Source organism: Tahibacter sp., assembly GCF_032229445.1.
In the GTDB taxonomy this organism is placed as follows: Bacteria; Pseudomonadota; Gammaproteobacteria; order Xanthomonadales; family Rhodanobacteraceae; genus Tahibacter.
This window is the reverse complement of sequence record NZ_JAVTWC010000104.1, coordinates 1-23,886: the sequence shown is the minus strand read 5'-3', so window position 1 is coordinate 23,886 and position 23,886 is coordinate 1. Positions and strand designations below refer to the sequence as shown.

General features: G+C 65.7%; 23 protein-coding genes and 1 tRNA gene. 11 read left to right on the top strand and 13 right to left on the bottom strand.

Translation table 11 applies throughout. The features are described 5' to 3' along the window. Nucleotides 1–12: 12 nt before the first annotated feature. Nucleotides 13–1,434: a toll/interleukin-1 receptor domain-containing protein gene (locus RUU78_RS18505; RefSeq protein WP_313918978.1), complete on the bottom strand. Its 1,422-nt coding sequence runs from the start codon at nucleotides 1,432–1,434 to the stop codon at nucleotides 13–15. Nucleotides 1,435–1,712: 278 nt separating this feature from the next. On the opposite strand from RUU78_RS18505, the gene RUU78_RS18500 reads away from it, so the two are divergent. Continuing rightward, on the top strand, nucleotides 1,713–2,213 hold the full coding sequence (locus RUU78_RS18500) for a response regulator (protein ID WP_313918977.1): 501 nt from the start codon (nucleotides 1,713–1,715) through the stop codon (nucleotides 2,211–2,213). A 61-nt stretch (nucleotides 2,214–2,274) separates the two neighbouring features. Here the strand turns inward: RUU78_RS18500 and RUU78_RS18495 are convergent, their stop codons facing one another. Further along, on the bottom strand, nucleotides 2,275–3,384 hold the full coding sequence (locus tag RUU78_RS18495) for a sensor histidine kinase (RefSeq protein WP_313918975.1): 1,110 nt from the start codon (nucleotides 3,382–3,384) through the stop codon (nucleotides 2,275–2,277). A gap of 538 nt (nucleotides 3,385–3,922) precedes the next feature. Between RUU78_RS18495 and RUU78_RS18490 the strand changes: the two genes are divergently transcribed. Genes RUU78_RS18490 through RUU78_RS18480 form a run of 3 tightly spaced genes read left to right on the top strand, consistent with a single transcriptional unit; the run spans nucleotide 3,923 to nucleotide 7,529 of the window. Further along, entirely contained in the window at nucleotides 3,923–4,348 is a 426-nt protein-coding gene (locus tag RUU78_RS18490) for a hypothetical protein (RefSeq protein WP_313918974.1), read from the top strand. Next, nucleotides 4,345–5,865 (top strand): ATPase domain-containing protein, encoded by a 1,521-nt coding sequence (locus RUU78_RS18485; RefSeq protein ID WP_313918973.1) that lies wholly within the window; start codon nucleotides 4,345–4,347, stop codon nucleotides 5,863–5,865. The genes RUU78_RS18490 and RUU78_RS18485 overlap by 4 nt, the downstream gene beginning before the upstream one ends. After that, nucleotides 5,862–7,529, top strand: a complete 1,668-nt coding sequence (locus tag RUU78_RS18480; RefSeq protein ID WP_313918972.1) for a diguanylate cyclase — start codon at nucleotides 5,862–5,864, stop codon at nucleotides 7,527–7,529. Before RUU78_RS18485 ends, RUU78_RS18480 begins: the two co-directional genes overlap by 4 nt. A 515-nt stretch (nucleotides 7,530–8,044) precedes the next feature. On the opposite strand, the gene RUU78_RS18475 is transcribed toward RUU78_RS18480, so the two are convergent. After that, a tRNA-Gly gene (locus tag RUU78_RS18475) sits at nucleotides 8,045–8,118 on the bottom strand. Nucleotides 8,119–8,342: 224 nt separating this feature from the next. Between RUU78_RS18475 and RUU78_RS18470 the strand changes: the two genes are divergently transcribed. From RUU78_RS18470 to RUU78_RS18445, 6 genes are all read left to right on the top strand, one after another. Continuing rightward, entirely contained in the window at nucleotides 8,343–10,676 is a 2,334-nt protein-coding gene (locus tag RUU78_RS18470) for a DUF6600 domain-containing protein (protein WP_313918971.1), read from the top strand. A gap of 95 nt (nucleotides 10,677–10,771) precedes the next feature. Continuing rightward, nucleotides 10,772–10,972 (top strand): sulfur carrier protein ThiS, encoded by a 201-nt coding sequence (gene thiS / locus RUU78_RS18465; protein WP_313918969.1) that lies wholly within the window; start codon nucleotides 10,772–10,774, stop codon nucleotides 10,970–10,972. A gap of 291 nt (nucleotides 10,973–11,263) precedes the next feature. After that, a complete protein-coding gene (locus RUU78_RS18460; RefSeq protein WP_313918967.1) occupies nucleotides 11,264–12,640 on the top strand; it encodes a hypothetical protein in 1,377 nt (458 codons plus the stop codon). Nucleotides 12,641–12,739: 99 nt separating this feature from the next. Beyond that, nucleotides 12,740–13,531 (top strand): thiazole synthase, encoded by a 792-nt coding sequence (locus RUU78_RS18455; protein ID WP_313918966.1) that lies wholly within the window; start codon nucleotides 12,740–12,742, stop codon nucleotides 13,529–13,531. Continuing rightward, nucleotides 13,531–14,241, top strand: a complete 711-nt coding sequence (gene trmB / locus RUU78_RS18450; protein WP_313918965.1) for a tRNA (guanosine(46)-N7)-methyltransferase TrmB — start codon at nucleotides 13,531–13,533, stop codon at nucleotides 14,239–14,241. The genes RUU78_RS18455 and trmB overlap by 1 nt, the downstream gene beginning before the upstream one ends. A 182-nt stretch (nucleotides 14,242–14,423) precedes the next feature. Further along, nucleotides 14,424–16,271 carry an SLC13 family permease gene (locus RUU78_RS18445; protein WP_313918964.1) on the top strand — a complete coding sequence of 616 codons (1,848 nt, stop codon included), beginning with the start codon at nucleotides 14,424–14,426 and terminating at the stop codon, nucleotides 16,269–16,271. A 78-nt stretch (nucleotides 16,272–16,349) separates the two neighbouring features. Here the strand turns inward: RUU78_RS18445 and RUU78_RS18440 are convergent, their stop codons facing one another. Continuing rightward, nucleotides 16,350–16,691 carry a Rieske (2Fe-2S) protein gene (locus RUU78_RS18440; protein WP_313918962.1) on the bottom strand — a complete coding sequence of 114 codons (342 nt, stop codon included), beginning with the start codon at nucleotides 16,689–16,691 and terminating at the stop codon, nucleotides 16,350–16,352. Between the two features lie 64 nt (nucleotides 16,692–16,755). Here RUU78_RS18440 and RUU78_RS18435 point away from each other — a divergent pair, with 64 nt between their 5' ends. Next, nucleotides 16,756–17,046, top strand: coding sequence for a hypothetical protein (locus RUU78_RS18435; protein WP_313918961.1), 291 nt, complete (start codon nucleotides 16,756–16,758; stop codon nucleotides 17,044–17,046). A 10-nt stretch (nucleotides 17,047–17,056) separates the two neighbouring features. On the opposite strand, the gene rimI is transcribed toward RUU78_RS18435, so the two are convergent. The 9 genes from rimI to RUU78_RS18390 form a co-directional block, all read right to left on the bottom strand. Next, nucleotides 17,057–17,506: a ribosomal protein S18-alanine N-acetyltransferase gene (gene rimI, locus RUU78_RS18430; RefSeq protein ID WP_313919172.1), complete on the bottom strand. Its 450-nt coding sequence runs from the start codon at nucleotides 17,504–17,506 to the stop codon at nucleotides 17,057–17,059. A 17-nt stretch (nucleotides 17,507–17,523) separates the two neighbouring features. Continuing rightward, entirely contained in the window at nucleotides 17,524–18,012 is a 489-nt protein-coding gene (locus RUU78_RS18425) for a hypothetical protein (protein WP_313918960.1), read from the bottom strand. Next, nucleotides 18,009–18,617 (bottom strand): ABC-type transport auxiliary lipoprotein family protein, encoded by a 609-nt coding sequence (locus RUU78_RS18420; protein ID WP_313918959.1) that lies wholly within the window; start codon nucleotides 18,615–18,617, stop codon nucleotides 18,009–18,011. Before RUU78_RS18420 ends, RUU78_RS18425 begins: the two co-directional genes overlap by 4 nt. Beyond that, complete coding sequence (locus RUU78_RS18415; protein ID WP_313918958.1) at nucleotides 18,614–19,540, bottom strand: MlaD family protein; 927 nt, start codon at nucleotides 19,538–19,540, stop codon at nucleotides 18,614–18,616. The genes RUU78_RS18420 and RUU78_RS18415 overlap by 4 nt, the downstream gene beginning before the upstream one ends. A gap of 67 nt (nucleotides 19,541–19,607) precedes the next feature. Further along, a complete protein-coding gene (locus tag RUU78_RS18410) occupies nucleotides 19,608–20,411 on the bottom strand; it encodes an ATP-binding cassette domain-containing protein (protein WP_313918956.1) in 804 nt (267 codons plus the stop codon). Next, nucleotides 20,408–21,208, bottom strand: a complete 801-nt coding sequence (locus tag RUU78_RS18405; protein ID WP_313918955.1) for an ABC transporter permease — start codon at nucleotides 21,206–21,208, stop codon at nucleotides 20,408–20,410. Before RUU78_RS18405 ends, RUU78_RS18410 begins: the two co-directional genes overlap by 4 nt. Next, nucleotides 21,205–21,540 (bottom strand): STAS domain-containing protein, encoded by a 336-nt coding sequence (locus RUU78_RS18400; protein ID WP_313918954.1) that lies wholly within the window; start codon nucleotides 21,538–21,540, stop codon nucleotides 21,205–21,207. Before RUU78_RS18400 ends, RUU78_RS18405 begins: the two co-directional genes overlap by 4 nt. Further along, nucleotides 21,537–23,231, bottom strand: a complete 1,695-nt coding sequence (locus RUU78_RS18395; RefSeq protein ID WP_313918952.1) for a SpoIIE family protein phosphatase — start codon at nucleotides 23,229–23,231, stop codon at nucleotides 21,537–21,539. Before RUU78_RS18395 ends, RUU78_RS18400 begins: the two co-directional genes overlap by 4 nt. Next, a partial coding sequence (locus RUU78_RS18390; protein ID WP_313918951.1) for a CDP-alcohol phosphatidyltransferase family protein occupies nucleotides 23,228–23,886 on the bottom strand: 659 nt, incomplete at its 5' end. The genes RUU78_RS18395 and RUU78_RS18390, both read right to left, overlap by 4 nt.

The window sequence follows — 23,886 nt, the reverse complement described above, 5'->3', positions numbered from 1 at the left end:
GGAGGTAGTACTTCAGTATCGGCGGCAGCCCCGATGAACGAGATCCGCAACGTTGGCGGCTTGCAGATTTCGCCTCAGCGCAGCGAGCGCTTGCTGCACTTCGTTTCGCTCCAGCGGAGCCCAATCGTCTGCATCACCGAGCATGGCCACCCGGCGGAGAATGCTGCCGCGAAACGTGTCGGGCGACGTTCCTCTTTGTAATGGACTGCCACCGCTCGCGAGCACCGCATCAGTCATGCTGGGCGTAAGTGCGTTGGGCCTGAGCGCGACAAAGCCTTGGGCCAACGTGACGTAGCTGATCTGCGCGATATCGGGCGTCTTGAAACCCGCGGCCGCGAGCAGCGACTGCCACTGATGCGCGAGAAGGCTATCGGGATCGACGCAGCGCTGCAGATACTCCACGAGTGGTTCGCCGACCGATTCGGGCGCAGGCAGCACCAGCACTTCGGCCGCGACATGACCGCCTCCGCCAGGGTCGAGCAATCGGCAAGGCACGCCGAAACGACAGCGGCCTCGCCCAAGCACGCTGACTGAGGCGACCCTCTGGTTCTTCAGCTCGACCGAAAACATCGGGCTCCACGACGTCATCGCCGGATAGGTATCCGCGAAATGGATTGCGCTGCCATGCGCGATCACGCGCGCGTGGCGCATACCGAGCACGGTCGGCTGGCAGACCTCCGACGCCTGCTGCTGCACGTTGTCCCGGCGGAAGCACAGGAACAGGTTCGGTAGCCGCCATTGACCGGACGCGCCCGGATTCCAGGCCACACCACCCGGCGCAGTCGCAGCAGCTTCGGCGATCACCAGCACTCCCGCTGGCACATCGATCGCATCGGCACCAGGCGGTGGCGACGCCGACGTTTCTGCTGGTGATGGCGGCGCCCCCGACATTGCGTAGTGCAGCGCGAGCCACGCCGCAGCAACGATCAACGCAGGCACGCCGGCCCCGATCGCCAACGTGAACCGGCGGCGGCGCGCAGAGACGTCCGCATGGGCGAACCGTTCCGCCAGGGTACGCACCCCCTGCACGACCTCGAGGAAGGACTGTTCGCGGTCGTCGGCCGAGTCGATCGGCGCGCCATCGGTCGGCAGCGCATTGAACTTCGCATAGGGCGCTGCGCGCCAGTCGCAGCGGCGCAGGATGACGGGCACCACGGCGGTCCTGCCCTTCTCGCGCTTCTCCAGCGCGCGCCACATCTCGCGCGCGCATTCGACGGAAGCGAGGTAGGACTCGCTGACCAGAAGCAGCACGATGCGCGCCCGATCCTGCGCGATCTCGATACTCGGAAAAATGGCGTCGCCGGCGATCATGCGCCGGTCGTGCCAGACGTCGATCAGCGCCACGTCGACGAGCGGCTGCAGGTATGCCAGCAATTCCCGCAGAAATGCTTCGTCCCTGTGCGCATATGAAATGAACAGCGTCGTCGCTGCCATCTGCTGCCTCCGACCGCCTCTGCACGGACTCGGATTGCAACTGCTGCAAGTGCGACGATCATCCCATGCGAGCGGCGGTGCCAGGCATGCGACCCGGTCCGTACCCGTGGGCGCTGCCGTATACGGCAATGGCGGACGCCCGACAGGCGAACGCATCCTAACCGGCTGACGCCAGTCGACCACCCTTCGCTGCCTACAGATCGCACCGGCACTTGCCGCTCACGGCCTCCACACAGGCCACCGCGTAGGAAACGTAGGAAACGACGAAGCAAAGGACCATGAAGAAGGACCATTCCCGAGTTCCGGAGAGCTCTGCCGACCCCAAGGGGTCGGGAGCGGGCGGCCCTGTCCGGTTCGCGCTGCGCGGCGATACGAGCCCGGTACCGCCGAGAGCGGACTCAACTTCACACCATCGGGTCCTGCTGGTGGAGGATCAGGCCGACGTAGCGCGTGCCACGGCGATGGGACTGGAGCACCTGGGTGCGGAGGTATGTATCTGTGCAACCGGCGCCGCAGCGCTGGAGCAGGCATTGAGCTTCCGCCCGACCCTCGTGCTGCTCGACATCGACCTTCCGGACATCAACGGGCACGAAGTCGGGCGACGCCTCCGGCAGATGCCGGAACTGGATGCCGTTGCGCTGGTGGCGTTGACCAGCTGGAACACCGCCGAAATGCGCCAACGGTCCGCGGACGCCGGCATGGCGGAACACGTGGCGAAACCCCTGGACCTCGATGCTCTGGCTGCCCTGCTCGCGCGCATCCCGGTCCAATCCAGGTAGGGTCAATCACGCGCCGTCGCAGCGTCTGCATCGATGCAACTATGGGTGGCCGTCGCCTCAGTCATGCCTCGCCGGCCTGAGGATCTTTCGGCAGCACGACCGTGAACACGGTGCCGGCTTCCGCGCTGGACGCCACGTCGACCCGCCCCCCGTGCCCCCGCGCAATCTCGTTCACGATGAACAGGCCCAAACCCAGGTGGTGGCCACTTCGGGCATTCGCACCGCGCGCCGCCGGAGCAAACAGATATTGGCGCTCGTGCTCCGGGATCATCGGCCCGGTGTTGTGGACCGCCAGAGCGATCTGATCCCCATGGCCTCGCAGAACCACCCTAATCGTGCCGGAAGGGTCGCCATGAGCAGCGGCGTTGCGGGCAAGGTTCGAGATCAGCTGACCCAGCCGCGCCCTGTCCCAGAAGCCTTCGATCGGCTCGGCCGCGTCCAGCACAAACTCATGCCTCGGAAACTCGGCGGCGGCTTCCGCGAGAATCTCTTGGGCAAGAGCCTTCAGATCCATGGGCTGCGGACGGACGGGCAGCTGTGCCCGCATGCCGGCCGCAGCGACACCCAACAGGTCATCCACCATGGGCACCATGCGCGCCAGAGACCGACGCACCTGGCCCAGAGCCTCGTCTTCCCGGGCACTCGGATGACGGTGCGCCAGGAGGTGGAGAGACATGGACGCGGTATGGAGCGGTCCGCGCAGATCGTGCGCGACGATGCCCATGAGCAGCGCACGATCGCGTTCCACCGCCTGGGAGAACGACAGGACTGCGGCGGCAGTCAACTGGTCCAGCACTTCGTTGAAGCGCACCAGATCGTCGAAGGCCTGCGGCGTACGCACGAAGCCGGCACCGGCCCACAGACGCAGCACGACGGCGCGAAGCGCTCGAAATTCAGACGCCACGGAAACCAGGGAGAGTCCGGCTGCGTAACGCGCCAGACCATGCTCGGACCCGCCAGAATCAACCGGGGTATCGGCAGACGCCCCACCAACCCGGACGGCTGAAGGCGATCGCATGTCGGCCACGATCGCATCGAGCATCCGCGCGGCGTGAGACTGCAGGTCTGCGGAAGAAACTCCGCCATCGACCGGTGGCATCGTTTCGGCGAAGCGCTCCCACGCCTCCACGATTCGCGCGCGGTGCTGCTCGATGAAATCGGCCAGGCGCATATCACTCCGTGGGCTCTGACGCCCTGCGTGCTTCCCATTCCCCGCCGAGCATGAAAGCGAAACTCCGCGGCAGCGTCAACCGGATCGCGTCCCGGGCGAGACAATGGCGAGGAAGCGGGCTCGGATGCCAGGACATCGGCGCGTGATCAGCTCGTTTCCGGCTGCCGAATTCGACGGGAACTTGCTCGCGGAGCTTCCCGCCCGCCAGGAAAGCCGTCACCGACGACGCAGGCACTTCGCCCACACTGCCCCTCCCATTGAGATGAACCCGCGGGCTCGCAGCCGATGCCTTTCCGTTGTTTTGAAATCAAGCCTTCGCATTATTCGGCTTGCCGTACTGCCAACGAGAGGAGCAATCAGCATCGTCGCCAGCAAAAATAGTCACGTTTTTACATAAATACTCTTATATTCCACAAATAATTTCACCACGCCGATACAAATCATATGGTTAGCATTGGATTCCGCTCGTCACGTGGAACGCCGAGGGAAGAGCGTAGACTCCACCCGTTCCTCGCGAACAGCCAAGGGGACCTTCTTCGTGGAACAAACGTTCAGCCCGCGGATTTCCGCCACCCTGATCCATCGAATGGGTAAGGGTGCGACGGCGTCGCACATCGCGGATGCGGTAGTCGTCGTCTTTCAGGACATCGAGGCGTCGCTCACACCCGTTGTCGGGCCAGGTGGGATGGCCGCGCTCTATCAGCGCAGCCTGTACCTCGCCAAGACGACCTTTGACTGGATCGACATCTCTGCGGAGTTGCCGACCTCTCACGTGGAATTTTCCACACTCCGGGCGTTGCTGGCGCAGCAGAGTGAAGAAGCAGCCCTCGCCAGTGGCATCGAGGTGCTGGAGACTTTCTCGAGGCTGCTCGTCAGTCTGATTGGCTTTTCGCTTGCGCAACAATTGCTCGGGGCGGTATGGATTCAACCGACCGCAGCTTCACCTGTCCAGGATGCCCCATGAACCACACAGCTACCATCCAACGCCTCGCCACAGGCGTCCCCGGTTTGGACGAGGTTCTCGGCGGTGGATTGCCGGAGTTTTCGTTCAATCTCATTGCTGGCGCACCAGGCTGCGGCAAGACAACGCTGGCGCACCAGATGATGTTCTCCATGGCGACGCCCGAACGTCCGGCGATCTATTTCACGGTGTTGGGCGAACCACCGCTCAAGATGCTCAGGTACCAGCAGCAGTTTTCCTATTTTGACGCCACAGCCATCAATAGTTCGATCCGTTTCGTCAACCTCTCGGACGACACGCTCAGAGGTGATCTGGATGCGGTTCTGCAGCGCATCGTCGCAGAAGTCCGTACCCACGATTCGGCGTTCGTCTTCGTGGATTCGTTTCGATCCGTCGTGCTGGCCAGCACGATCGAAGGCAAGCCCAACCAAGCTCTTCAGCAGTTCGTGCAGCAGTTGGGTGTGCTCATGACCAGTTGGCAGGCCACGACGTTTCTGATTGGCGAATACTTTGCCGAATCGGATGCCAATCCGGTCTTCACGGTGGCCGACGGCCTTATCTGGTTGCGTCAGAGCGTGGAACGCAACTCGATGGTACGCAAAATGGAAATCATGAAGATGCGCGGCCAGCCATCGTTGCCGGGACTGCATACGTTCCGCATCACCTCCGCCGGCATTCAGGTCTTCGCACCCGCGCGTGCTTCCACCGCCAGTCGAGGCTATCCCGACACAGCCGCCTTGGACTCGCGTGTCGGGCTGGGCGTGCCAGGCCTGGACGAGATGCTGGGCGGCGGGCTGCCACGGGGCTATTCGCTGCTGGTGGCCGGCCCCTCCGGTTCGGGCAAGAGCCTTCTGGCAGCGGCGTTTCTCGCGGAAGGCGCGCGCTGTGGAGAAAAGGGCGTTATCGCGGCTTTCGAACGTCGGCCCAATCCGTTTTACAACCGATCGCTTGCCGAACTGATCCAGAGTGATGATGTAGGTCTGGTCGATCCCCAGACTCCCGATCTGTCCATCGATGAGATCGTGCGCTTGTTGCTCGACGAGATTCACCGCCTGAAGGCCACACGCGTGGTGATCGACTCCCTGTCGGGCTTTGAACTGGCCATCGCACCGACGTTCCGGGCCGATTTTCGCGAATCGCTGGCCCGCCTGGTCATCGCACTGGCTCATGCGGGCGTTTCGGTGCTGATGACATCGGAGCTGGAGGATCGATATACCGATCTTCGCTTCAGCCCCTACGGCACCGCGTTTTTGACCGACGCGATCATCGTGCAGCGATATATCGAGGTGCACAGCGAATTGAGACGCGTCATGGCGGTGGTCAAGGTACGTGGAAGCGCCCATTCGCACGAACTGCGCGAGTTCACCATTTCAACCGAAGGCATTCGCATCGGCGGCAAGCTGCCGGACTATGTGGGCCTTCTGGGTGGCCGCCCCACAATGCGCCATGCCGGGGACCAGTCCGCTCAGGAGAGGGTCGCGATCTCACCGGCCGATGCGGACGCGGTCCTGCCGCCGTGAACGATCTGCCCGACCGGGCCGCGCTCGATGCCATGGAAGCCGCGCTGGAGCTGGCCGCGGTTCGGCGTCAGACTCACGTTGCGCGTGAGATGTTGGCTCGATTGCGGCAAACCATCATGGACGCGATGAACGCGGCAGACAGTCATGCGGCATCGCCCCTGCGTGCGGTCAACCAGCAGCTGGTTTGCTCGGCACTTCAAGCCCAGGCCGATGCCGACGATTGCAACAGAAGCCTCGGCGCGGTTTCGCGCGCAGCCGAGCATGATGCGTTGACCGAGCTGCCCAACCGCGTGCTCTTCCGTGATCGCCTCGAACAAGCCATTGCACAGGCGCATCGCCACGGCACACGCCTGGCCGTGCTGTTTGTGGATCTCAATCAGTTCAAGCAGATCAACGATACGCTCGGCCACGCGATCGGCGATCAGGTCCTCCAACGCACGGCCCACAGTCTGGCCGCCTGCATTCGCGACAGCGACACCGTAAGTCACCACGGCGGAGATGAGTTTCTGGTATTGCTCACCGACGTGAAGCTGGCGGTTGATGCGGTCACCATTGCCGACAATATTGCAGCCTCGCTCGGCGCGCCGAGCCGCATCGGACACAACGTGATTCGCCTGTCCGCCAGCATTGGCATCAGTCTGTATCCCGACGATGGGGATCAGGCCGATGTGCTTATTGATCGTGCAGACGCCGCCATGTACCTGGCCAAGCGCCACGGCGTAGGACGTTTTGTTTCACACGGGGCATTGTTGGCCGGGAAGCAGCCTGCGCCAGCGTTGGCAACGCTTCGCCAGCCACCGAACCTGATGGATCGCATCACGGATGAGCCCGGATACGATTTCAATCAATTGCGTGAGGCCAACGAACAACTCATCAAAGCAGCGATCAGCGCCCAGATCTCGCAAGGCGATGCAGAGCTGGCGCAACGGCAGCAAATTCAGTTCCTCGCCCTGCTGGCCCACGAGCTGCGTTCCCCACTGGGTCCCATCCGCATGGCTGCCAACCTGATGGGACGGCTCCCGGCGCCCGAGTTGCCCAGGATGCAGGCGATCATCGAGCGCGAGATCGGACACATGACACGGCTGGTCGGCGATCTGCTCGATGTTGGGCGTATCAACAGCGGCAAGATGAATCTGGAGCGCCAGACTGTGAGCCTGAAGCACATCGTCGAGGACGCCGTGAATGCGTGCCGGCCAGCGATGGAAGCCCGGATGCAGCATCTGGATGTTCGTCTTCCGTCGTCACCCGTGAACATGCAAGCCGATCCCGTTCGCCTGGCTCAGGTCGTTCGCAATCTGCTCGACAATGCATCCAAATACACGCGCGATCGCGGACACATCACCCTTTCGCTCGTCGAGCCGGAAGGCAGTGCCGTTCTTACCGTGGCGGACGACGGCATTGGGATTGCCGCGGAAGCACTGCTCACCATCTTCGATCCGTATGTTCAGGAGAAGACGGCGGTCAGCTTCAACCGTGCAGGACTGGGTATCGGACTCGCCGTCGTGCGGGAACTGGTGGAAGCGCACGGAGGCACGGTCGTCGCTACCAGTGCCGGCTGCGGAAAGGGCAGTCAGTTCGTTGTCACGCTACCCCGTCACGAGGAAGCAGCGCCAGCCGATGAGTTGCAGTCGGGCTCCAACGGCGGCAGCCCAAGAGTGCATTGACGCCCCACTGTCGTGCCGAGCCACCCACCTTGCGCTCACGATAGAGTCGCGAAACGCTTCCTCGGCAGTCCCATCGCTGGCGAACTGATCGGTCAAAAATTTGCCGAGGTTCATCAACGGGTACTTTCAACACACATCGATCATCTGGCCGAGGTCGCTCGGACTTAGCTGATCGATTTCACGCCGCCGGGCTCCGGTCTCTCGACGACGGGGAGCTAAGCGTGAGTACGTCGGGTCTCCGCGCCCACCGTTCTGCGCCGAACACCACTCGAAGTTCCCCCGGCAGCAAACCACGACGCTTTTCGGGCTGTTCGTGTCCGCCGAAGTTTGGCGCCGAAGGCCAGCCAACGTGTATGCGCCGGGTGCCGCTGCGCTGCCAGCCAGAGCGGTGAAGCCACAACGCGTTGGGCACGTTCAAATACCCAGGTCGACACCGCGGGAGCGAGCGGCTGGCCGTATCGGAATCGCCGGAATCTGCTTCGCAAACGCGCACTTATGGCCGGCACGCGAAGGAGTGGAGCGGGCGATGGGAATCGAACCCACGTCAGTAGCTTGGGAAGCTACAGCTCTACCATTGAGCTACGCCCGCAGCCGGGGTATTTAGCCATAGCGTCGGCGTCTGCGGCAATGCGGCCCTGGCGCTCGCCGTTTGACGTGGGCCAGCGGAGGGCTAAAGCGTCGTTGAATGGCGTAAAACCACGTTGGGTTGTTCGCCACGGCGGCAGGTATGCGTTCAGCATCCGTACGCTCAGATAGGCGCGCCACAGCCGCTCCCGCCGGGAGGGGCAGCGGCCCATTCCGGAGGAGAGGTTCATGTCGATGTTTACGCGGTTCGCGGCGATTCTGGGCGGCGCGCTGCTGGTGCTGGCTGGGACCAGTGCCCAGGCCGAATATGTTGATCCGCCCAGCCGGGTCGCTCGCCTGAGTTTCATCAGGGGTGAAGTCAGTTTTTCACCGGCCGGGGAGGACGACTGGGTCAATGCCACGCGCAATCGCCCGCTGATCCGCGGCGACCGACTCTGGGCCGATCGCGGCGCGCGCGCCGAGCTTCAGGCCGGCAATGCGACCTTCCGCATCGATGAAGGCACCAGTTTACAGATCCTCAATCTCGACGACCGCACGGCCCAGATCGAAATCACCCAGGGCACCTTGAACCTGCGCGTACGTCGCATCTATGAAGACCAGATCTTCGAGATCGACACACCGACGCTGGCCTTCGTCGTGTCGCGTCCTGGCGAATACCGCATCGACGTCGATCCGCGCGGCAAGCACACCACGGTCGCGGTCTGGGACGGTGGCGGCGAGGCGCATGGCGAAAAGGCCAACTTCCGCATCCGCGAAGGCGAAGCGATCCGTTTTCACGATACCAGGCTGCAGGACTACGAGGCCTTCGACATCCCGCGGCCGGACGAATTCGACCGCTTCTGCCTCGAACGCAACGAACGTTTCGAGCGTTCGGCATCGCGCCGTTATGTTTCCGAAGACCTCATCGGCTATTCCGACCTCGACGAGTACGGCTCGTGGGATGAAGTCACCGAGTACGGCAATGTCTGGTTTCCGACGCGCGTCGCAAACGACTGGGCGCCGTACCGCGACGGACATTGGATCTGGCAGGACCCCTGGGGCTGGACCTGGGTCGACGACTCCGACTGGGGCTTCGCTCCATTCCACTACGGCCGCTGGGTGAACGTGCGCAGCCGCTGGGGCTGGATACCAGGCCCGATCAGCGTGCGTCCGGTCTACGCACCGGCGCTGGTGGCCTTCGTCGGCGGCAACAATTTCAGCATCGGCATCAGCACGGGACGTCCGATTGGCTGGTTCCCGCTGGGTCCGCGCGAAATCTATGTGCCGCCGTACCGCGCAAGCCGCAACTACTTCACCAACGTCAACATCACCAATACGGTGATCAACAACACCTATATCACCAACGTCTACAACGACTACTCCAGCGGTCGCAACATGCGCGCGGTGAACTATCACAACCGCGGCGTGGCCGGCGCCATCACGGCTGTATCCAGCGACACGTTCGTTAACTCCCGTCCGGTGCGGCAGCAGATGGTGGCGATCAATCGTGATGCGGCGGCGCGTGCCGAGGTGAGCCAGATCGCCGCGCTCGCACCGAATGCGCGCAGCGTAGTCGGCTCGGGTCGGGCGGCGACATCGAAACCGCAGCGCGAGGTGTTCGATCGCGCAGTGGTCGCGCGCACCGCACCGCCGGCAGCGGCAGTGCCGTTTGCGGACCGTCAGGCGACGCTTAACCGCACCCCGGGCCGTGGCATGAGCAACGACGCGATGGAGTCACTGCGAGCCCCACGCAGCGGCCCCGCCGCACAGGTTCCGGACCGGGTGCGCGTCGTCGGCAATGGCGGTGCGGCGAACACACGCCCCGCCGACTCGGAGCGTCTCGAGCGCGGCGCACCGCAGCGCGAGGACCGTGCAGTCGGCGCCTCAGCGGGGCGCGTCGCCACACCGGACGGCCGTGGCGATACGCCGTCTGCCCGCACGCCCACGATACGCAGCGACGGCACGATGACACCGCCGCAGCGTGAGTTCACGCGGCCGGCCCGCCGCGCCGACGACGCGCAGCGTACGCGCCCCACAGCGGTGGATCGGGTCGAACCGGCGCGTGTCCAGCGCCAGGAAGCACCGGCAGCCGTGCAGCGTGACGACGCGCCGGCACGCACTCCGCGCAACGAGCAGCCGCGCTTCCAGCGCCAGGAGACTCCGGCACCCGTGCAGCGTGAAGAAGCGCCGGCCCGCGTCCAGCGCAATGAGCAGCCGCGTTTCCAGCGCCAGGAATCCCCGGCGCCCGTACAGCGCGAGGACGCACCGGCACGCATCCCGCGGAATGAGCAGCCGCGCTTCCAGCGCCAGGAAACCCCGGCGCCGGTACAGCGTGAAGAAGCCCCGGCGCGTATGCGCCGCGAGGAAGCACCGGCTCGCATCGAGCAGCGTGCGCCGGAAGTGCGGGAACAGCCGCGCGTGGAGCGTCGCGAACAGCCGGCTCCGCGTGTGCAGGAAGCGCCGCGCGAACAGCCGGCACAGCGCGCGCCGCCGCCGGAACAACGTCGTCGCGGCAATGAAGGCGATGGCGGCAACAAGGACGGCGACGACAGCGGTGACAATGGACGCCGCCGGCGCGAATGAAACGCCGATAGCAGGTACCCGGGGCGGACTTCGGTCCGCCCTTTTTCATGATGGCCGAAGGGACATTGCGGGCCGCAATCGGTGAGAATCCCCGCATGCAGATCCTACTCAACGGCAATCCTCATGATTGCGCCGACGATACGACCCTGGCCCAACTGCTTGCCAACCACGGCCATGCCAATCGCCGTGTCGCCGTGGAAATCAATCGCCAGATCATTCCACGCAGCGAGCACGCCACTACACGCCTGCGCCCCGCCGATAACGTAGAAATCGTCCACGCCATGGGAGGCGGGTGAAGTCGCGCGCTTAGGAGAATCCGTGAGTGGGCATCTCCTGCGACTGAACGCCGGGTCACGGATGGCCCGCCCGGTGCCCTGCCCCCCACGGCTGCCGACTCCGGTTCCAAGCGGAATCCGACTCCTGAGTGACATCTCCTGCGCTCCGGAGCACCGGCGCTGGCATCGGCCGTCCGGCGCACCGCACGAGTCAGTGCCCGCCTGTCTGAATGCGCCTGGAAAAGCGAGCAGCCGCGTCCCCGCCCCCGAGGTTCTTGCGTGTGTCCGGGTATGGAGCCCAGGACCACTCGCATGCGCATAGAACACGTTCTTGCAGCGCTGGCGTTCGTACTCGTCGCGCCGCCGGCTTTCAGTGCCGACGGCGATCCCGACATCAGTTTTTCCGGCGACGGCAAAGCTATCTTCGACTGGCCTGCGCCGGGCACGCTGCAGGCCGAGACGCGCGCAGTGGCGACGGGCGCCGACGGCAGCGTCACGTCGGCTGGCTGGATCAGCTACAGCAACGTCCAGCAGTATTTCGCCGCTACGTTGACACGATTTCGCAGCAACGGAGAACTCGATACCGCCTTTGCCACCCAGGGCGTGGCCCGAATCACGTTCAACGCAGCGCCACGCGTGCGGCAACAGCTCCGCGCGGTAACGGTGCTGGCCGACGGAAAGGTGCTCGGTTTCGGCAGCGTGCGTACTGGCGAAGGTTCGGCGCCGGAGTTACCGGTGATGGTGCGCCTGACCTCGGCCGGCCTGCCCGACCCGGCTTTCGGGGTTGATGGCAAGCGCGTCATCGACACCGGCGGTTGGCCGCTGGCGGCGAGCCTCGAGATCACCGCAGGCGCCTGGCAGTCGGATGGCAAGCTCGTCGGCGTGGGTACCTGCCGCGGTTGCGGCAGCGATCCGAACGATCTCGACATCGTCGCGTTGCGCGTCGGTCCCGATGGCGTCCTCGATCCGGCCTTCGGCAGCAGTGGCTGGAGCCGTATCGAGGCGAGCGCGCTGCAGGCGGCGAGCGAGGTCGCGATCGACGATCTCGGCCGTATCGTCATCGCCGGCGTCTACAGCAGCGGCACGCCGCAACTGCTGGTAGCGCGCCTGACCGCGACCGGCTCGCCCGACACGAACTTCGGCAGCGATGCGATCGTGACCCCGGCCTGCCCCAACGCCGGCACCACCACCTGCAGCATCGGCGCGCTCGCGGTCGGACGCACCGCCGGCGACTTCTTCGTTCGTCGCATCTTCATCGCGAGCAACCGCAGCGGCAATGGCGGCGTACTGGGCTTGACCGACGGCGGCACGCCGAGTCCCTCATTCGGAAACAACGGGTTCCTGGATCTGTCGCTCGAGGAAGGCACGTCGATCACCGCCCTGGCGGTCGACACGCAGCGCCGGCTTCTCGCCGTCGGCACGATCGATCCCGACGGCGGCAGCGGCACAGACTTCCTGGCCGCGCGCACGAACTTCTCCGGCGACCTCGACGACAGCTTCGACGGCAACGGTGTCGCACGCTACGCGTTCGAGGCGGGCGGCATCAGTTTCGACACGCCGCGCGCGATCGCGTTTTCGGCCCAGCGCCCGGTGCTGGCCGGCACGCTCCACAACATCGGCGCCGGTACCTATCACGTCGGCGTGCTGAGACTGCAGGAAGACCGCCTGTTTGCCGATGACTTCGACTGAGCACGTCCTGCCCGCCTGAATGGTCGTAGCGGTCATTTCCCTTCGCCGGGGCCGTGCTTGCTACCATCCCGCACTTCCCCGCTGCGCACTTTCGAGCCCATGACTGCGACGCCTTCCGATTCGTTCGTTATCGCCGGCAAGCCCTACCGTTCGCGCCTGCTCACCGGCACGGGCAAATTCAAGGATCTGGAAGAAACCCGCCTTGCCACCGAGGCCGCCGGCGCCGAAATCGTCACCGTCGCGATCCGCCGCAGCAACATCGGTCAGGATCCGGGCCAGCCGAACCTGCTCGATGTGCTGCCACCGTCGCGCTACACCATCCTGCCGAACACGGCCGGCTGCTATACCGCCGACGATGCCGTGCGCACCTGCCGCCTCGCGCGCGAGCTGCTCGACGGGAATACGCTGGTCAAGCTCGAAGTCCTCGGCGATCCGCGCACCCTGTTTCCCGATGTGGTGCAGACCCTGCAGGCGGCTGAAATCCTCGTGCGCGAGGGCTTCGACGTCATGGTCTATACCTCCGACGATCCGATCCTGGCCAAGCGCCTCGAGGAAATCGGTTGCGTCGCGGTGATGCCGCTGGCCGCGCCGATCGGTTCGGGACTGGGCATCCAGAACCGCTGGAATCTTCTGGAAATTGTGGAAAACGCAAAGGTTCCCATCCTCGTCGATGCCGGCGTCGGTACCGCTTCCGACGCCGCAGTCGCGATGGAACTGGGCTGCGACGGCGTGCTCATGAACACCGCCATCGCCGGTGCGAAGAACCCCGTGCTCATGGCCAGCGCGATGCGCAAGGCGATCGAAGCGGGGCGCGAGGCCTTCCTCGCCGGCCGCATTCCGCGCAAGCGCTTTGCCTCCGCGTCCAGCCCGATCGACGGAATCATCGGCTGATGCACGAGGGCGAAGATCGCGATGGCGAGAACTCGCGGCCGCCGCGCCGCATCAGGAGCTTCGTGCTGCGCCAGGGGCGCATCACCGACGCGCAGCAGCGCGCCTTCGCCGAGCATTGGACGCGCTTCGGACTCGACGTCCAAGGACAGCCACGCGATCTGGGCCGGGTCTTCGGCAACGATGCGCCGGTCGCGCTGGAAATCGGCTTCGGCAACGGCGAACAACTGGTCTGGGGTGCGCAGCACGAACCCGGCAGGAATTTCATCGGCATCGAGGTACACCGGCCTGGCGTCGGCCGCACGCTGAACGCGCTCGCCGCCGCGGCAGCCGACAATGTACGCGTCTACCACCACGATGCGGTGGAGGTGTTGCTGCAGGAACTCGCGCCCGCAAGCCTGGATCAGGTGCGCATCTACTTTCCGGATCCGTGGCACAAGAAGAAGCACAACAAGCGTCGGCTCGTGCAGGTGCCGCTGGTCGAACTGCTCGCCACGCGCGTGCGTCCCGGCGGCATCTTGCATATGGCGACCGACTGGGCGGACTATGCCGAGCAGATGCTCGCCGTGGTCGATGCCGACGCGTCATGGCGAAACCGTGCCGGCCCGGGGAGTTTCTCGGAACGGCCCGCGTGGCGTACGCGTACCCACTTCGAGCAACGTGGCCTGAAGCTCGGCCATGGCGTCTGGGACCTGCTATACCAACGCGTCTGATCAGCATTTCGGAGCCTCTGACCAGGTCGATGGCTATTGATGTTGGAGCCCCCTTGAGTCGAGAAGGCGGCCGAATGCCTGTGCAGCAGGCGTCCGGCGGGGTTGTGGAGATCTGGTGCCGGGCACAAGAGCATCGGCCCAAGGATTTGTTCAGAACTTCCTAAGGACGCCGAACCGGGGACATGGACTACGGACTCACCCTGACCACCGACATGATGCTTGTGTTCGGACTGGTCGCCTTCACCGTGCTGATGCTGGTGCTGGAATGGATCCGGGCCGACGTGGTCGCCTTGCTCGTCATTGTGTGCATCGGCGTGACCGGCCTGCTGCCGGTGGAGCAGCTGTTCGACGGCTTCGCCGGCAACGCCGTGATCTCGCTGATCGCCGTTATGATCATGGGCGCCGGGCTCGATCGCACCGGCGTGCTGACCAAGGCTGCGAGCCTGATCCTGCGCGTGTCCAACGGTGTCGAGTCGCGCCTGTCGCTTGCCATCAACGTGATGGCCGGCGCGCTGACCTCGATCATGCAGAGCCAGGCGTTGGCCGCACTGCTGCTGCCGGTGGCCTCACGCGTGTCGGCGCGTACCGGTGTACCGCTCAAGCGCCTGCTGCTGCCGATGGGCTGCATGATCCTGGCCGGCACCAACATGACCATGATCTCGAACTCGCCGCTGATCCTGCTCAACGATCTCATCGTCAGCGCCAATCGCAACCTGCCGCCAGGCGCCGACACGATCGCGCCGTTCAGCCTGTTCGCCATCGCGCCGATCGGCCTGCCGCTGTTGCTGGTCGGCCTGGCCTACTTTTTCTTTTTCACGCGCAAGCTGCTGCCGGACGAGGAGTCGAAGCAGAAGGTAACGCCAGGCCGCACGGAAACCTACTTCGCCGAAACCTACGGCATCGACGGCGAAGTGATGGAGCTGACCGTGACAGCGGAAAGCCCGCTGGTCGGCATGAGTGTTGGCGAGGTCGAGCAGATGCGCGGCGCGCCGCTGATCCTCGCGATGAAGAACGGCAACGAATCGCGCCTCGCGCCGCCGGCCGACCAGATGATCTGGGTCGGCACCGTGCTCGGCGTGCTGGGCCAGCGCGACCAGGTCAACGATTTCGCGCAGAACCAGCTGCTGCGCGTGCAGGCGCGCCTGCGCCAGTTCGGCGACATGTTCAATCCGGGCCGCGCCGGCATTTCCGAGGCGGTGATCCCGCCAACCTCGCGCTATGTGAAACAGGTGCTCGCCGACCTGCGCATGCGCAAGCATCACGGCATCAGTGTGCTCGCCGTGTATCGCGGCGAGCAGGTGTTTCGCGAGGACGTGCGCAAGGTCGCGCTGCGCGCCGGCGACACGCTGGTCATGCACAGTTCGTGGCGCGACCTCGCCCATGCCGCCGAAGACCGCGACTTCGTCGTCGTCACCGACATTCCCAAAGAAGAAGCGCGCCCAGCCAAGCTCTGGCATGCACTGACCTTCTTCGGCCTGGCCATGCTGCTCGGCCTTTTCACGAGCATGAAGCTCTCGGTCGCCATGCTGACCGGCGCAGTCGGCATGCTGCTGGCCGGGGTGCTGACCATGGACGAGGCCTATTCGGCGATCAACTGGAAGACCATCTTCACGCTGGCCTGCCTGATTCCGCTGGGCTGGGCCATGGACACGACCGGCGCGGCCGCCTGGTTCGCGCAAGAGGTGCTGATCTATCTCGGCGCCTGGCCGCAGTGGGCTCTGCAGGCCGTCATCGCCGTGCTCGCGCTGTTCTTCGCCCAGGTCATCTCCAACGTCGGCGCCACCGTGATGATGGTGCCGATGGCGATCAATATCGCGCTGGCCTCGAACGGCAATCCGGCGGTGTATGCACTGGTCGTCGCGATCTCGACGTCGAATACCTTCGTGATCGCGAACGCCAACCCGGTGCTGACCATCGTCGGCGGTCCGGGCGGTTACCGGCGTCGCGACTTCTGGCGCGTCGGTCTGCCGCTGACGCTGCTGCTGCTGATCACGCTGTTGGTATCGGTGAACTGGCTGTTCGGGCTTTAGTGGAAATCGGGAATCGGGAATCGTTGGAGCGAAGCGCGATGTCGCTGCTTTTACGATTCCCGATTCCCCATTCCCGGCTCAAGGCAACCTGACGAGCCCGTCGCGCACCTGCAACGGCACTGGCGCCAGACCATTGCGGCAGGGTCCAGCCAGGACAGCGCCACTCGCGACGTCGAATGTCGCGCCGTGCGCGGCGCAGATCACCGCACCGTCCTTCACGAGGAACTTGCCCGGCGCCCAGTCGAGCCGCCGGCCCGCATGCGGACACTCGTTGTGGTACGCGAAAACGCGGTCGCCCTGACGCAGCAGGATCAGGCTGAAGCCGCCAGTACTGCTATCGATGTCGGCGGCAATCGCGCCACCGTCGGGGATTTCCTCGAGCCGGCAGATCGCGCTGCTGCCCGGACTGACTTCAAGCACTTGAGTTGCTACCGGAAAACCCCACACTGGGCCTCTGAATGATGCCACACGGAGTCGATGTCCCATGACTGCAGTCCTGTTCCGCCTGCCGCGTACGCGCCACCCGCTGCTGCGTGCACTGGCGGCCGTCGTGGGCGTGCTGATCCTCGGCGCGACGCTGGTGTTCGGAATCTTCATCTTCCTGGGTCTGGCCGCGATCGGCGCGACAGTGTGGGCAGCGCGCCAGCTGAGCAAGCCGAGTCCCAGCGCGACGGCAGCAGCGCGGCCGGCCGCACAGACGAGCCGGCCGACCCCAGCCGGTGTGATCGAAGGCGAATTCGTCGTCGTTCGCGAGCCGGTTTCGCCGCCGCGCTGAGCCAGCGGCGTCACTCCATGCCGGGCGGCAGAAGTTCCAGCGCCATCACAATGGCGTCCTCGCGGCCACGCGCCGCCGGGTAGTAGTTGGGCCGGCGGCCGATCTCGTTGAAACCCAGCGAATGGTAGAGCTGGATAGCGCGCGGGTTCGACGGCCGGACTTCGAGAAAGATGCGCTCGCTGTTGTGCCAGCGCGCCAGATCCATGAGCCGGCGCATCAGGCGGCGGCCGTGACCGTCGCCCTGTGCGTCCGGCGAGATGCAGACGTTGAGCACATGCGCCTCACCGGCCGCGACCGACAGCACCCCGTAGCCGATGATCGTGTTGTCGCGCACCAGCACCCAGCAGTTGTAGCCGGCGCGCAGGCAGTCGCGGAAGATGCCTTCGCTCCATGGAAACTCGTACGCGCGCGCCTCGAGCGCCGCGACGGCGACCACGTCTTCCAGGCGCAGCGGCCGCATTTCCGGCAGGCCGGTTTTCAGGATCGCGACCACGTCTGCTCCCGCAGATGACGGCGCAGGGGCCGCAGGGCCTGCCACAACAGCCGCTTGGCCAGCGCATTGCCACGCCATTCCGACGGCGCGGCAGTAACGACGATGGTGGCGGCCTGCTGTGCCGTCGTCGGCAGCTCAGCACCGAGCACGCGCGCCAGGTGAGTGCCGAGCACAAGGAAGGCCGCCGCATTCTGGTCCAGCTCCGGCAGCCGTCCGTCCGTGGGTACTTGCCAATGCAGGGCCGCTTCGGCCAAGCCTAGCGCCGCGGCGATGGTCGCTGCGGTCGCGCCGGCCGCCTGCTCGCAGATCACCGCGACGCGCGTGCCTCCCCCGGCCGCTGGCATAGCGCCGGTGGTAGCCGCGGTTGCGACATCCGGCGCATTCACCCGCTCGCGGGAACGCAGGCGGTACGGAACCACGCCGATCGCATCGAGCTGGCGCAGGCGCCGCGCCGTCAGGGCCAGCGCGCTCACGATCGCACCTGCGCGCTCAGGCCGGCCAGACGCGCAACGAACGCGGCGTAGATCTGATCCATCGCCCGGCCATAGGCCGCAATGCTTGCGGGAATGTCGGCGTCAGCCGCCGGCACGCGCGAGGAATAAGTCTCCTCGGCCAGCAGCACACCGGCATGCTCCACCCGCATCTGCAGCGACACGTCGACCTGCCAGGTTCCGGCCGCCTCCACGCGCTCGAACCGCTGGATCACCCCGCTGACACGCAGCACGTTTGCGCTGGCGGGCAGGCGGTCGCTGACCTGCGGCGCCGCGTCGATCTGACGCAGCACGCGGATCAGCCGCCGTTGCAGCATGCGCGAGGGTGGATCGCTCCACTGGCGATAGTGATAGGTGCGCAACGCGTGGCCGTCCCTGTCCAGCGCGTAGATCAGCGCCTGGTCGGCATAGATGCCGTCGGCGCTGAAGATGGCGACATCGACCGGCACCTCGAAGCGGACCGCTCGCGCCGGCGGCAACACCGGATCGGGCAGGCGGTACCAGGTCACTTCCGGCACGGGCACGGATTCGCATCCGCTCAGGCACAGGAGCAACGCCAGCAACACGGCTTTGACGGCCATCCTCATCGTTCGGATTCCTCGGGCGCGTCGGCCTTGGGCTGCAGCAGCAGGCGGTTTGGATTCTTGCGGATCTCGCGCGTGAATTCATCCGCGTTGCGACTCGCGCTGTCCAGGTGATGGACGATGGTGTCGATGCGGCTTGACAGCGTCGCGAGCACAGCGCGCAGGTCGGTCACCGCAGCATTCACGCCGGGCCTGTTCTCGCGCGTCAGTGCGGCCAGGTCGTTCAGCGCGCTGTCGAGATTGGCCTTGGTCGATTCCAGATCACGGCTCAGCGCATGCACGTCGCTGAGAATTCCGCTGACGGCTTCGCGGTTGGACGGCTTGAGCAGATCGTTGACCGACACCGACGCTTCGGTCAGGCGAAGCAGCAACTCGCGCGCCTGGTTGAGCACTTCCGGCGTGCCCTTGTCGAGCGAGCCGGTGATCGAATCGACACGGTCGGAAAGATTGCGGATCAGCGGAGTGATCTGGCTGCGCGTCAAGGTCGTGACCTCGGCGGCCAGCTCATTCATCGCGCCGAAGATGTCGGTGCCCTCCTCGCCCTTGAGCTCTGCACCCACGGCCAGCGGCGTCTTGTCGATGCCTTCGCGGATCGCCACGGTCACGTCGGCCAGCAGGCCGCTGGACTGCAGGCGCGCGACGGAATCCTGCGGAATCGGCCAGTCGGCGCGCAGGCTCAGCCCGATGCGATAGCGGGTGCCCTCGGCACCGCGCTCGGGCACCACATCGTCGACCTGGCCGATGCGGTAGCCCTGGTAGAACACGGGTGCGCCGGCGCGCAGGCCGGTCACGTTGCGGTAGTAGGTGTGGTATTCCGCCTCGCCACCGCTGCGACCGGTGATCAGGAACAGCGCGATCAGCAGCAGCACGAGCGCCGCGAGCACGACCGCCCCTACCAGCGTGTAGTTGACGTGGTCGCGCTTCACCGTTTTCTCCACAATTCCCGGCGCGGGAATTCCCTGCCGGAGCCCAGCCTGCTGTGACCCGGTATTTTCATGCCTCTTCCTCGGTCAGGCGGCGCAGATACGCGTCCGCGTCGACGACGACATCGCGCGGCCGGCGGTTCAGCAGATCCTGGATGCGCTCGTTGTCGGAGCGGCGCACCGCGTCGACGGTATCGGTCATCAGCACGCTGCCCTGGTCCAGCACGGTGATCGTATCGGCGATCTTGAACGCGCTGTCCAGCTCGTGCGTGACCACGACGATCGTCATGCGCAGCGCATCGCGCAAGCGCAGGATGAGTTCGTCCAGCTCGGCGGACACGACCGGGTCGAGACCGGCCGACGGTTCGTCGAAGAACAGCAGCCGCGGGTCCATCACGATCGCGCGCGCGAGCGCGGCGCGTTTGACCATGCCCCCGGACAGCTGGCTCGGCATCAGGTCGTGGAAGCCGCCGAGATTGACGACCTCGAGCTTCATGCGGCTCATGATGCGGATCTGGTTTTCGTCGAGATTGGTATGTTCGCGCAGCGGCAGCGCGACGTTGTCGCCGACGCTCAGCGAAGTCAGCAGCGCCCCGCCCTGAAACGAGACGCCGAGCCGGCGCCGCACCTGCTGCAATTCGCGCTGGCCGGCATTGACGATGTCGGTGCCGAACAGTCGGATGCTGCCGCGCGTGGGCCGGTGCAAGCCCAGGATCTGGCGCAGCAGCGTGCTCTTGCCGGACCCCGAGCCGCCCATGATCACGCGGATCTCGCCCGTGTCGACGCGAAAATCCACGTCGTGCAGGATACGGCGCTTGCCGTACCAGGCCTCCAGACCTTCGACCTCGATCAATGGCGCGGCGGCGTCCGTCATCGGTTGAGGAAGAACGAAAAGATCATGTCGGCGACGATGATGTAGCAGATCGACAGCACGACGGCGCGCGTGGTCGCGCGGCCCACGCCTTCGGCGCCGCCGGTCACGCTGAAACCAGTGCTGCAGCCGATCAGCGTGATCAGCACGGCAAAGACCGCGCTCTTGCCGATGCCCTGCCACAGGTCGCCCGGATCGAGCAGCGACAGCGTCTGCACGATGTAGGACTGCGCGGTCACGTTGAGCGCCGGCGCGCTGTACAGCGCGGCGCCGATGATCGCGACCGCGTCGGCGAAGACGGTCAGCAGCGGCAGCATGATCAGCATCGCGATCAGCGCCGGCGCGACGAGATAGCGCACTGGCTCGATGCCGATGACGGCGAGCGCGTCGACTTCCTGCGATACCGTCATCGAACCGATGCGCGCGGCCAGTGCCGACCCGGAGCGGCCGGCCACAAGGATGGCCGTGATCAGCGCGCCGAATTCGCGCGTGACTGACTTGGCCACCGCGACGACGACCTGCGACTGGGCGCCGAACTCCTTCAGCGCGGCGATGAACTGGATGCCCAGCATGATGCCGATCGTGAACGCGAGCAGGCAGACGATGGGCAGCGCGTCGACGCCGATGCGGCGCATTTCCGCCGCGATCGCAGAGAGGCGCACCGGCTGGCCGCGACGCCAGCCCCAGAGCATGAACCAGACGCTCTCCAGCAGCAGCATGCCGCCGTAGCCGAGTCCCGCGACCGAATGCACGGTCACGCGGCCCAGCGCAGCGAGCGACTCGGCGAACGGCAGGCTCAACCCGCCTCCGCCGGTTGTGCGCTGGCCAGGTCGGGCAGCAGCGTGAAAACACGATCCAGCCGCGCCAGTTCGAGCACCGCCAGCACCGGCGCACTCGTCCCGATCAGCACAAAACGGCGGTCGCCGTTGCGCGCAGTCTGCAGACCCTCGACGAGCGCGGCGATGCCGGACGAATCGATGTAGCTGACCGCCGACAGGTCGACACCGACCGAATGCGTTTCGAGCGCTTCGAGGATGGCGTCGCGCACGCGTCCCGACCACGACATGTCGACCTCGCCGTCGAGCTTGAGCAGCATCAGGTCGTCGTGCTGTTCGGTGATCACATCGTTCATGCCATTTCCTCCGCGGGCGCAGCGCAGCGTTTCCACATCCGCAATACATTGCCGACACCGCCGACGCGCGGCTGCAGTCGCCAGCCGTCCATCAGCGCGTCGATGAAATTGACCCCCAGTCCACCGGCGCGGCACTCGGCCAGGTCACGTGGCGTGACGCGGCCCGGATCCACGCCCGGCGCATCGTCACGCAATTCGAACTCCAGCACATCGCCGTCGCGGTGCAATGACAACACGATATCGCCGCTGCTTCCTGCATAGGCGTGCCGGATGATATTGCAGCAGGCTTCGTCGACGGCGAGTACAAGCCGGTCGCGCAGGTCCGCAGGAACTCCGGCGCGGTCCAGCGCCTGGCGCAGCTCGGCACGCATGCCGCGCAGGCGCTCGGCATCGGCCGGGAAGGCCTGGCGCAGCAGCAGGATTGCGGTGCTGGGCTGGGTTTCCTGCAACAGCAGCAGCGTGGTGTCGTCGACCAGGCGCATCTGGCGCAGTTCGGAGACGATGGAACGCAGGCGCACCTCCGGCGGGGCGTCCGCATGCCGTTCGATCAGCGCGCGCGCGCCGTCCTGGCCCAGCCGGGCGTCGCCCTTGCGCACGTCAGTGACGCCGTCGGAAAAGAAATACAGGGCGCCGCCACCGAGCCGCAGGCGGGTCTCGGGGAATTCCTGGCCGACGACGATGCCCAGCGGCGGTCCGTCGGAACGGTATTCGGTGCACAGCCCGCCCTGGTAGAGTAGCGCCGGCGGAAACCCGGCGCCGGCCATGTGCACCTCACCGGTGGCGCGGCGGTAGTAGCCGACCGCGGCGCATACGAAGCGGCCGCCATGGGTGCTCAGGCACATCTCCTCGTTGGCGCGGCGCAGCCATTCCCCCGGCGGCAGGCCTTCCTTGCCGGCCCAGCGCAACAGGCTGGCGGCGCGCGTCATGAGCAGCGCCGCATCCAGTCCCTTGCCGGCGACATCCCCGATGACAAAGCCGATGCGGCCGTCGGCCAGATCGAAGTAATCGTAGAAATCGCCCGAGATCTCATGCGCGGGCACGTTGATCGCGAGCAGCGGGAAGCCGGCGCGGCGGCGCTTGGGCAGCAGCAGCTTCTGCAGCCGGCGAGCAAGATCGAACTCGCGCTTGAGGCGCTGCTGCTCGACCAGCTCGTTGGCCAGCCGCGCATTGTTGATCGCCAGCGCAGTCGGCGCCGCGAGCAGCCGCAGGATACCCGCGTCGGTCGCATCGAAGGCTTCGCCGTTGTGCTTGTTGATGAGCTCAAGCACGCCGATCGTGCCTTTGGCGGTGGTCAGCGGCACGCAGATCAGGCTGCGCGTGACGAAGCCGGATTCCTCGTCGACGCGCTTGTAGACGCGCGGGTCGCTGGCGGCATCGGCAACGATGATCACGGCCTTGTCGGTCAGCGAACGGCCGACCACGCCCTGGTCGCTGGCCAGACGCAGACCGCGCAGGTCGACCGGACCGATGCATACCTTGCATTCGAGTTCGTCGGTCAGCTCGTCGAGCAGGAACAGCGAGGCCGCCTCGACGTGCATGTAGTCGGCAATGCGCTGCAGCGCCAACGGCAGGGTGCGGCGGAGATCGAGCGATACCGCCAGCGCCTCGGACAGTTCGGCCAACAACGCGAATGCGCGCGCATCGTCGCCGACCATGGCACGGGCGAGCAGGCTGGCGGCGGCGGCACTCACGCCGGTGGCGGTTCCTGGCGCTGCGGCTGTTCGCGCTGGCCTCGGCGCCGGCGCAGACCCCAGAGCGTGAACAACGGACCCGATATCACGTACAGCACGCCGATCGTGAACAACACCAGCGGCGGATCGATGTACAGCGCGACAAAGACCAGCACGACCAGCGGGATGACCACGAATGGGACGCGGTCGGACAGGGGCCAGGCCTTGAAGCTGTAGTAGCGGATACGGCTGACCATGAGCAGGCCGGCGACCACAGCGATGCACGGTGCGACGGTCTGCACCAGCTCGTGGTCGCCGGCAAACCCGTTCGCGCTCATGGTCCAGACGAAGGACATGACGAGCCCCGCCGCTGCCGGGCTCGCCAGTCCCTGGAAATAGCGCTTGTCGACGACCCCGACCTGGGTATTGAAGCGCGCCAGGCGCAGGGCCGCGCACGCTGCATAGATGAACGCCGCGGCAAAGCCGACCTTGCCCCAGAGCGGACCCAGCTTCTGCAGCGTGGAGAGGCTCCACGCGTACAGTACGAGGGCGGGCGCGACGCCGAAGCTGACCATGTCCGACAGCGAGTCGTACTGCACGCCGAATTCGCTCTGGGTATTGGTCAGTCGCGCGACCCGGCCGTCCAGACCGTCGAGCAGCCCGGCGATGAAGACCG

Coding starts and splice junctions, on each gene's coding strand:
- RUU78_RS18505 (WP_313918978.1), bottom strand. CDS start 1,434: ATGGCAGCGACGACGCTGTTCATTTCATATGCGCACAGGGACGAAGCA.
- RUU78_RS18500 (WP_313918977.1), top strand. CDS start 1,713: ATGAAGAAGGACCATTCCCGAGTTCCGGAGAGCTCTGCCGACCCCAAG.
- RUU78_RS18495 (WP_313918975.1), bottom strand. CDS start 3,384: ATGCGCCTGGCCGATTTCATCGAGCAGCACCGCGCGCGAATCGTGGAG.
- RUU78_RS18485 (WP_313918973.1), top strand. CDS start 4,345: ATGAACCACACAGCTACCATCCAACGCCTCGCCACAGGCGTCCCCGGT.
- RUU78_RS18470 (WP_313918971.1), top strand. CDS start 8,343: ATGTCGATGTTTACGCGGTTCGCGGCGATTCTGGGCGGCGCGCTGCTG.
- thiS (WP_313918969.1), top strand. CDS start 10,772: ATGCAGATCCTACTCAACGGCAATCCTCATGATTGCGCCGACGATACG.
- RUU78_RS18460 (WP_313918967.1), top strand. CDS start 11,264: ATGCGCATAGAACACGTTCTTGCAGCGCTGGCGTTCGTACTCGTCGCG.
- RUU78_RS18455 (WP_313918966.1), top strand. CDS start 12,740: ATGACTGCGACGCCTTCCGATTCGTTCGTTATCGCCGGCAAGCCCTAC.
- trmB (WP_313918965.1), top strand. CDS start 13,531: ATGCACGAGGGCGAAGATCGCGATGGCGAGAACTCGCGGCCGCCGCGC.
- RUU78_RS18445 (WP_313918964.1), top strand. CDS start 14,424: ATGGACTACGGACTCACCCTGACCACCGACATGATGCTTGTGTTCGGA.
- RUU78_RS18435 (WP_313918961.1), top strand. CDS start 16,756: ATGACTGCAGTCCTGTTCCGCCTGCCGCGTACGCGCCACCCGCTGCTG.
- rimI (WP_313919172.1), bottom strand. CDS start 17,506: ATGCGGCCGCTGCGCCTGGAAGACGTGGTCGCCGTCGCGGCGCTCGAG.
- RUU78_RS18420 (WP_313918959.1), bottom strand. CDS start 18,617: ATGAGGATGGCCGTCAAAGCCGTGTTGCTGGCGTTGCTCCTGTGCCTG.
- RUU78_RS18410 (WP_313918956.1), bottom strand. CDS start 20,411: ATGACGGACGCCGCCGCGCCATTGATCGAGGTCGAAGGTCTGGAGGCC.
- RUU78_RS18400 (WP_313918954.1), bottom strand. CDS start 21,540: ATGAACGATGTGATCACCGAACAGCACGACGACCTGATGCTGCTCAAG.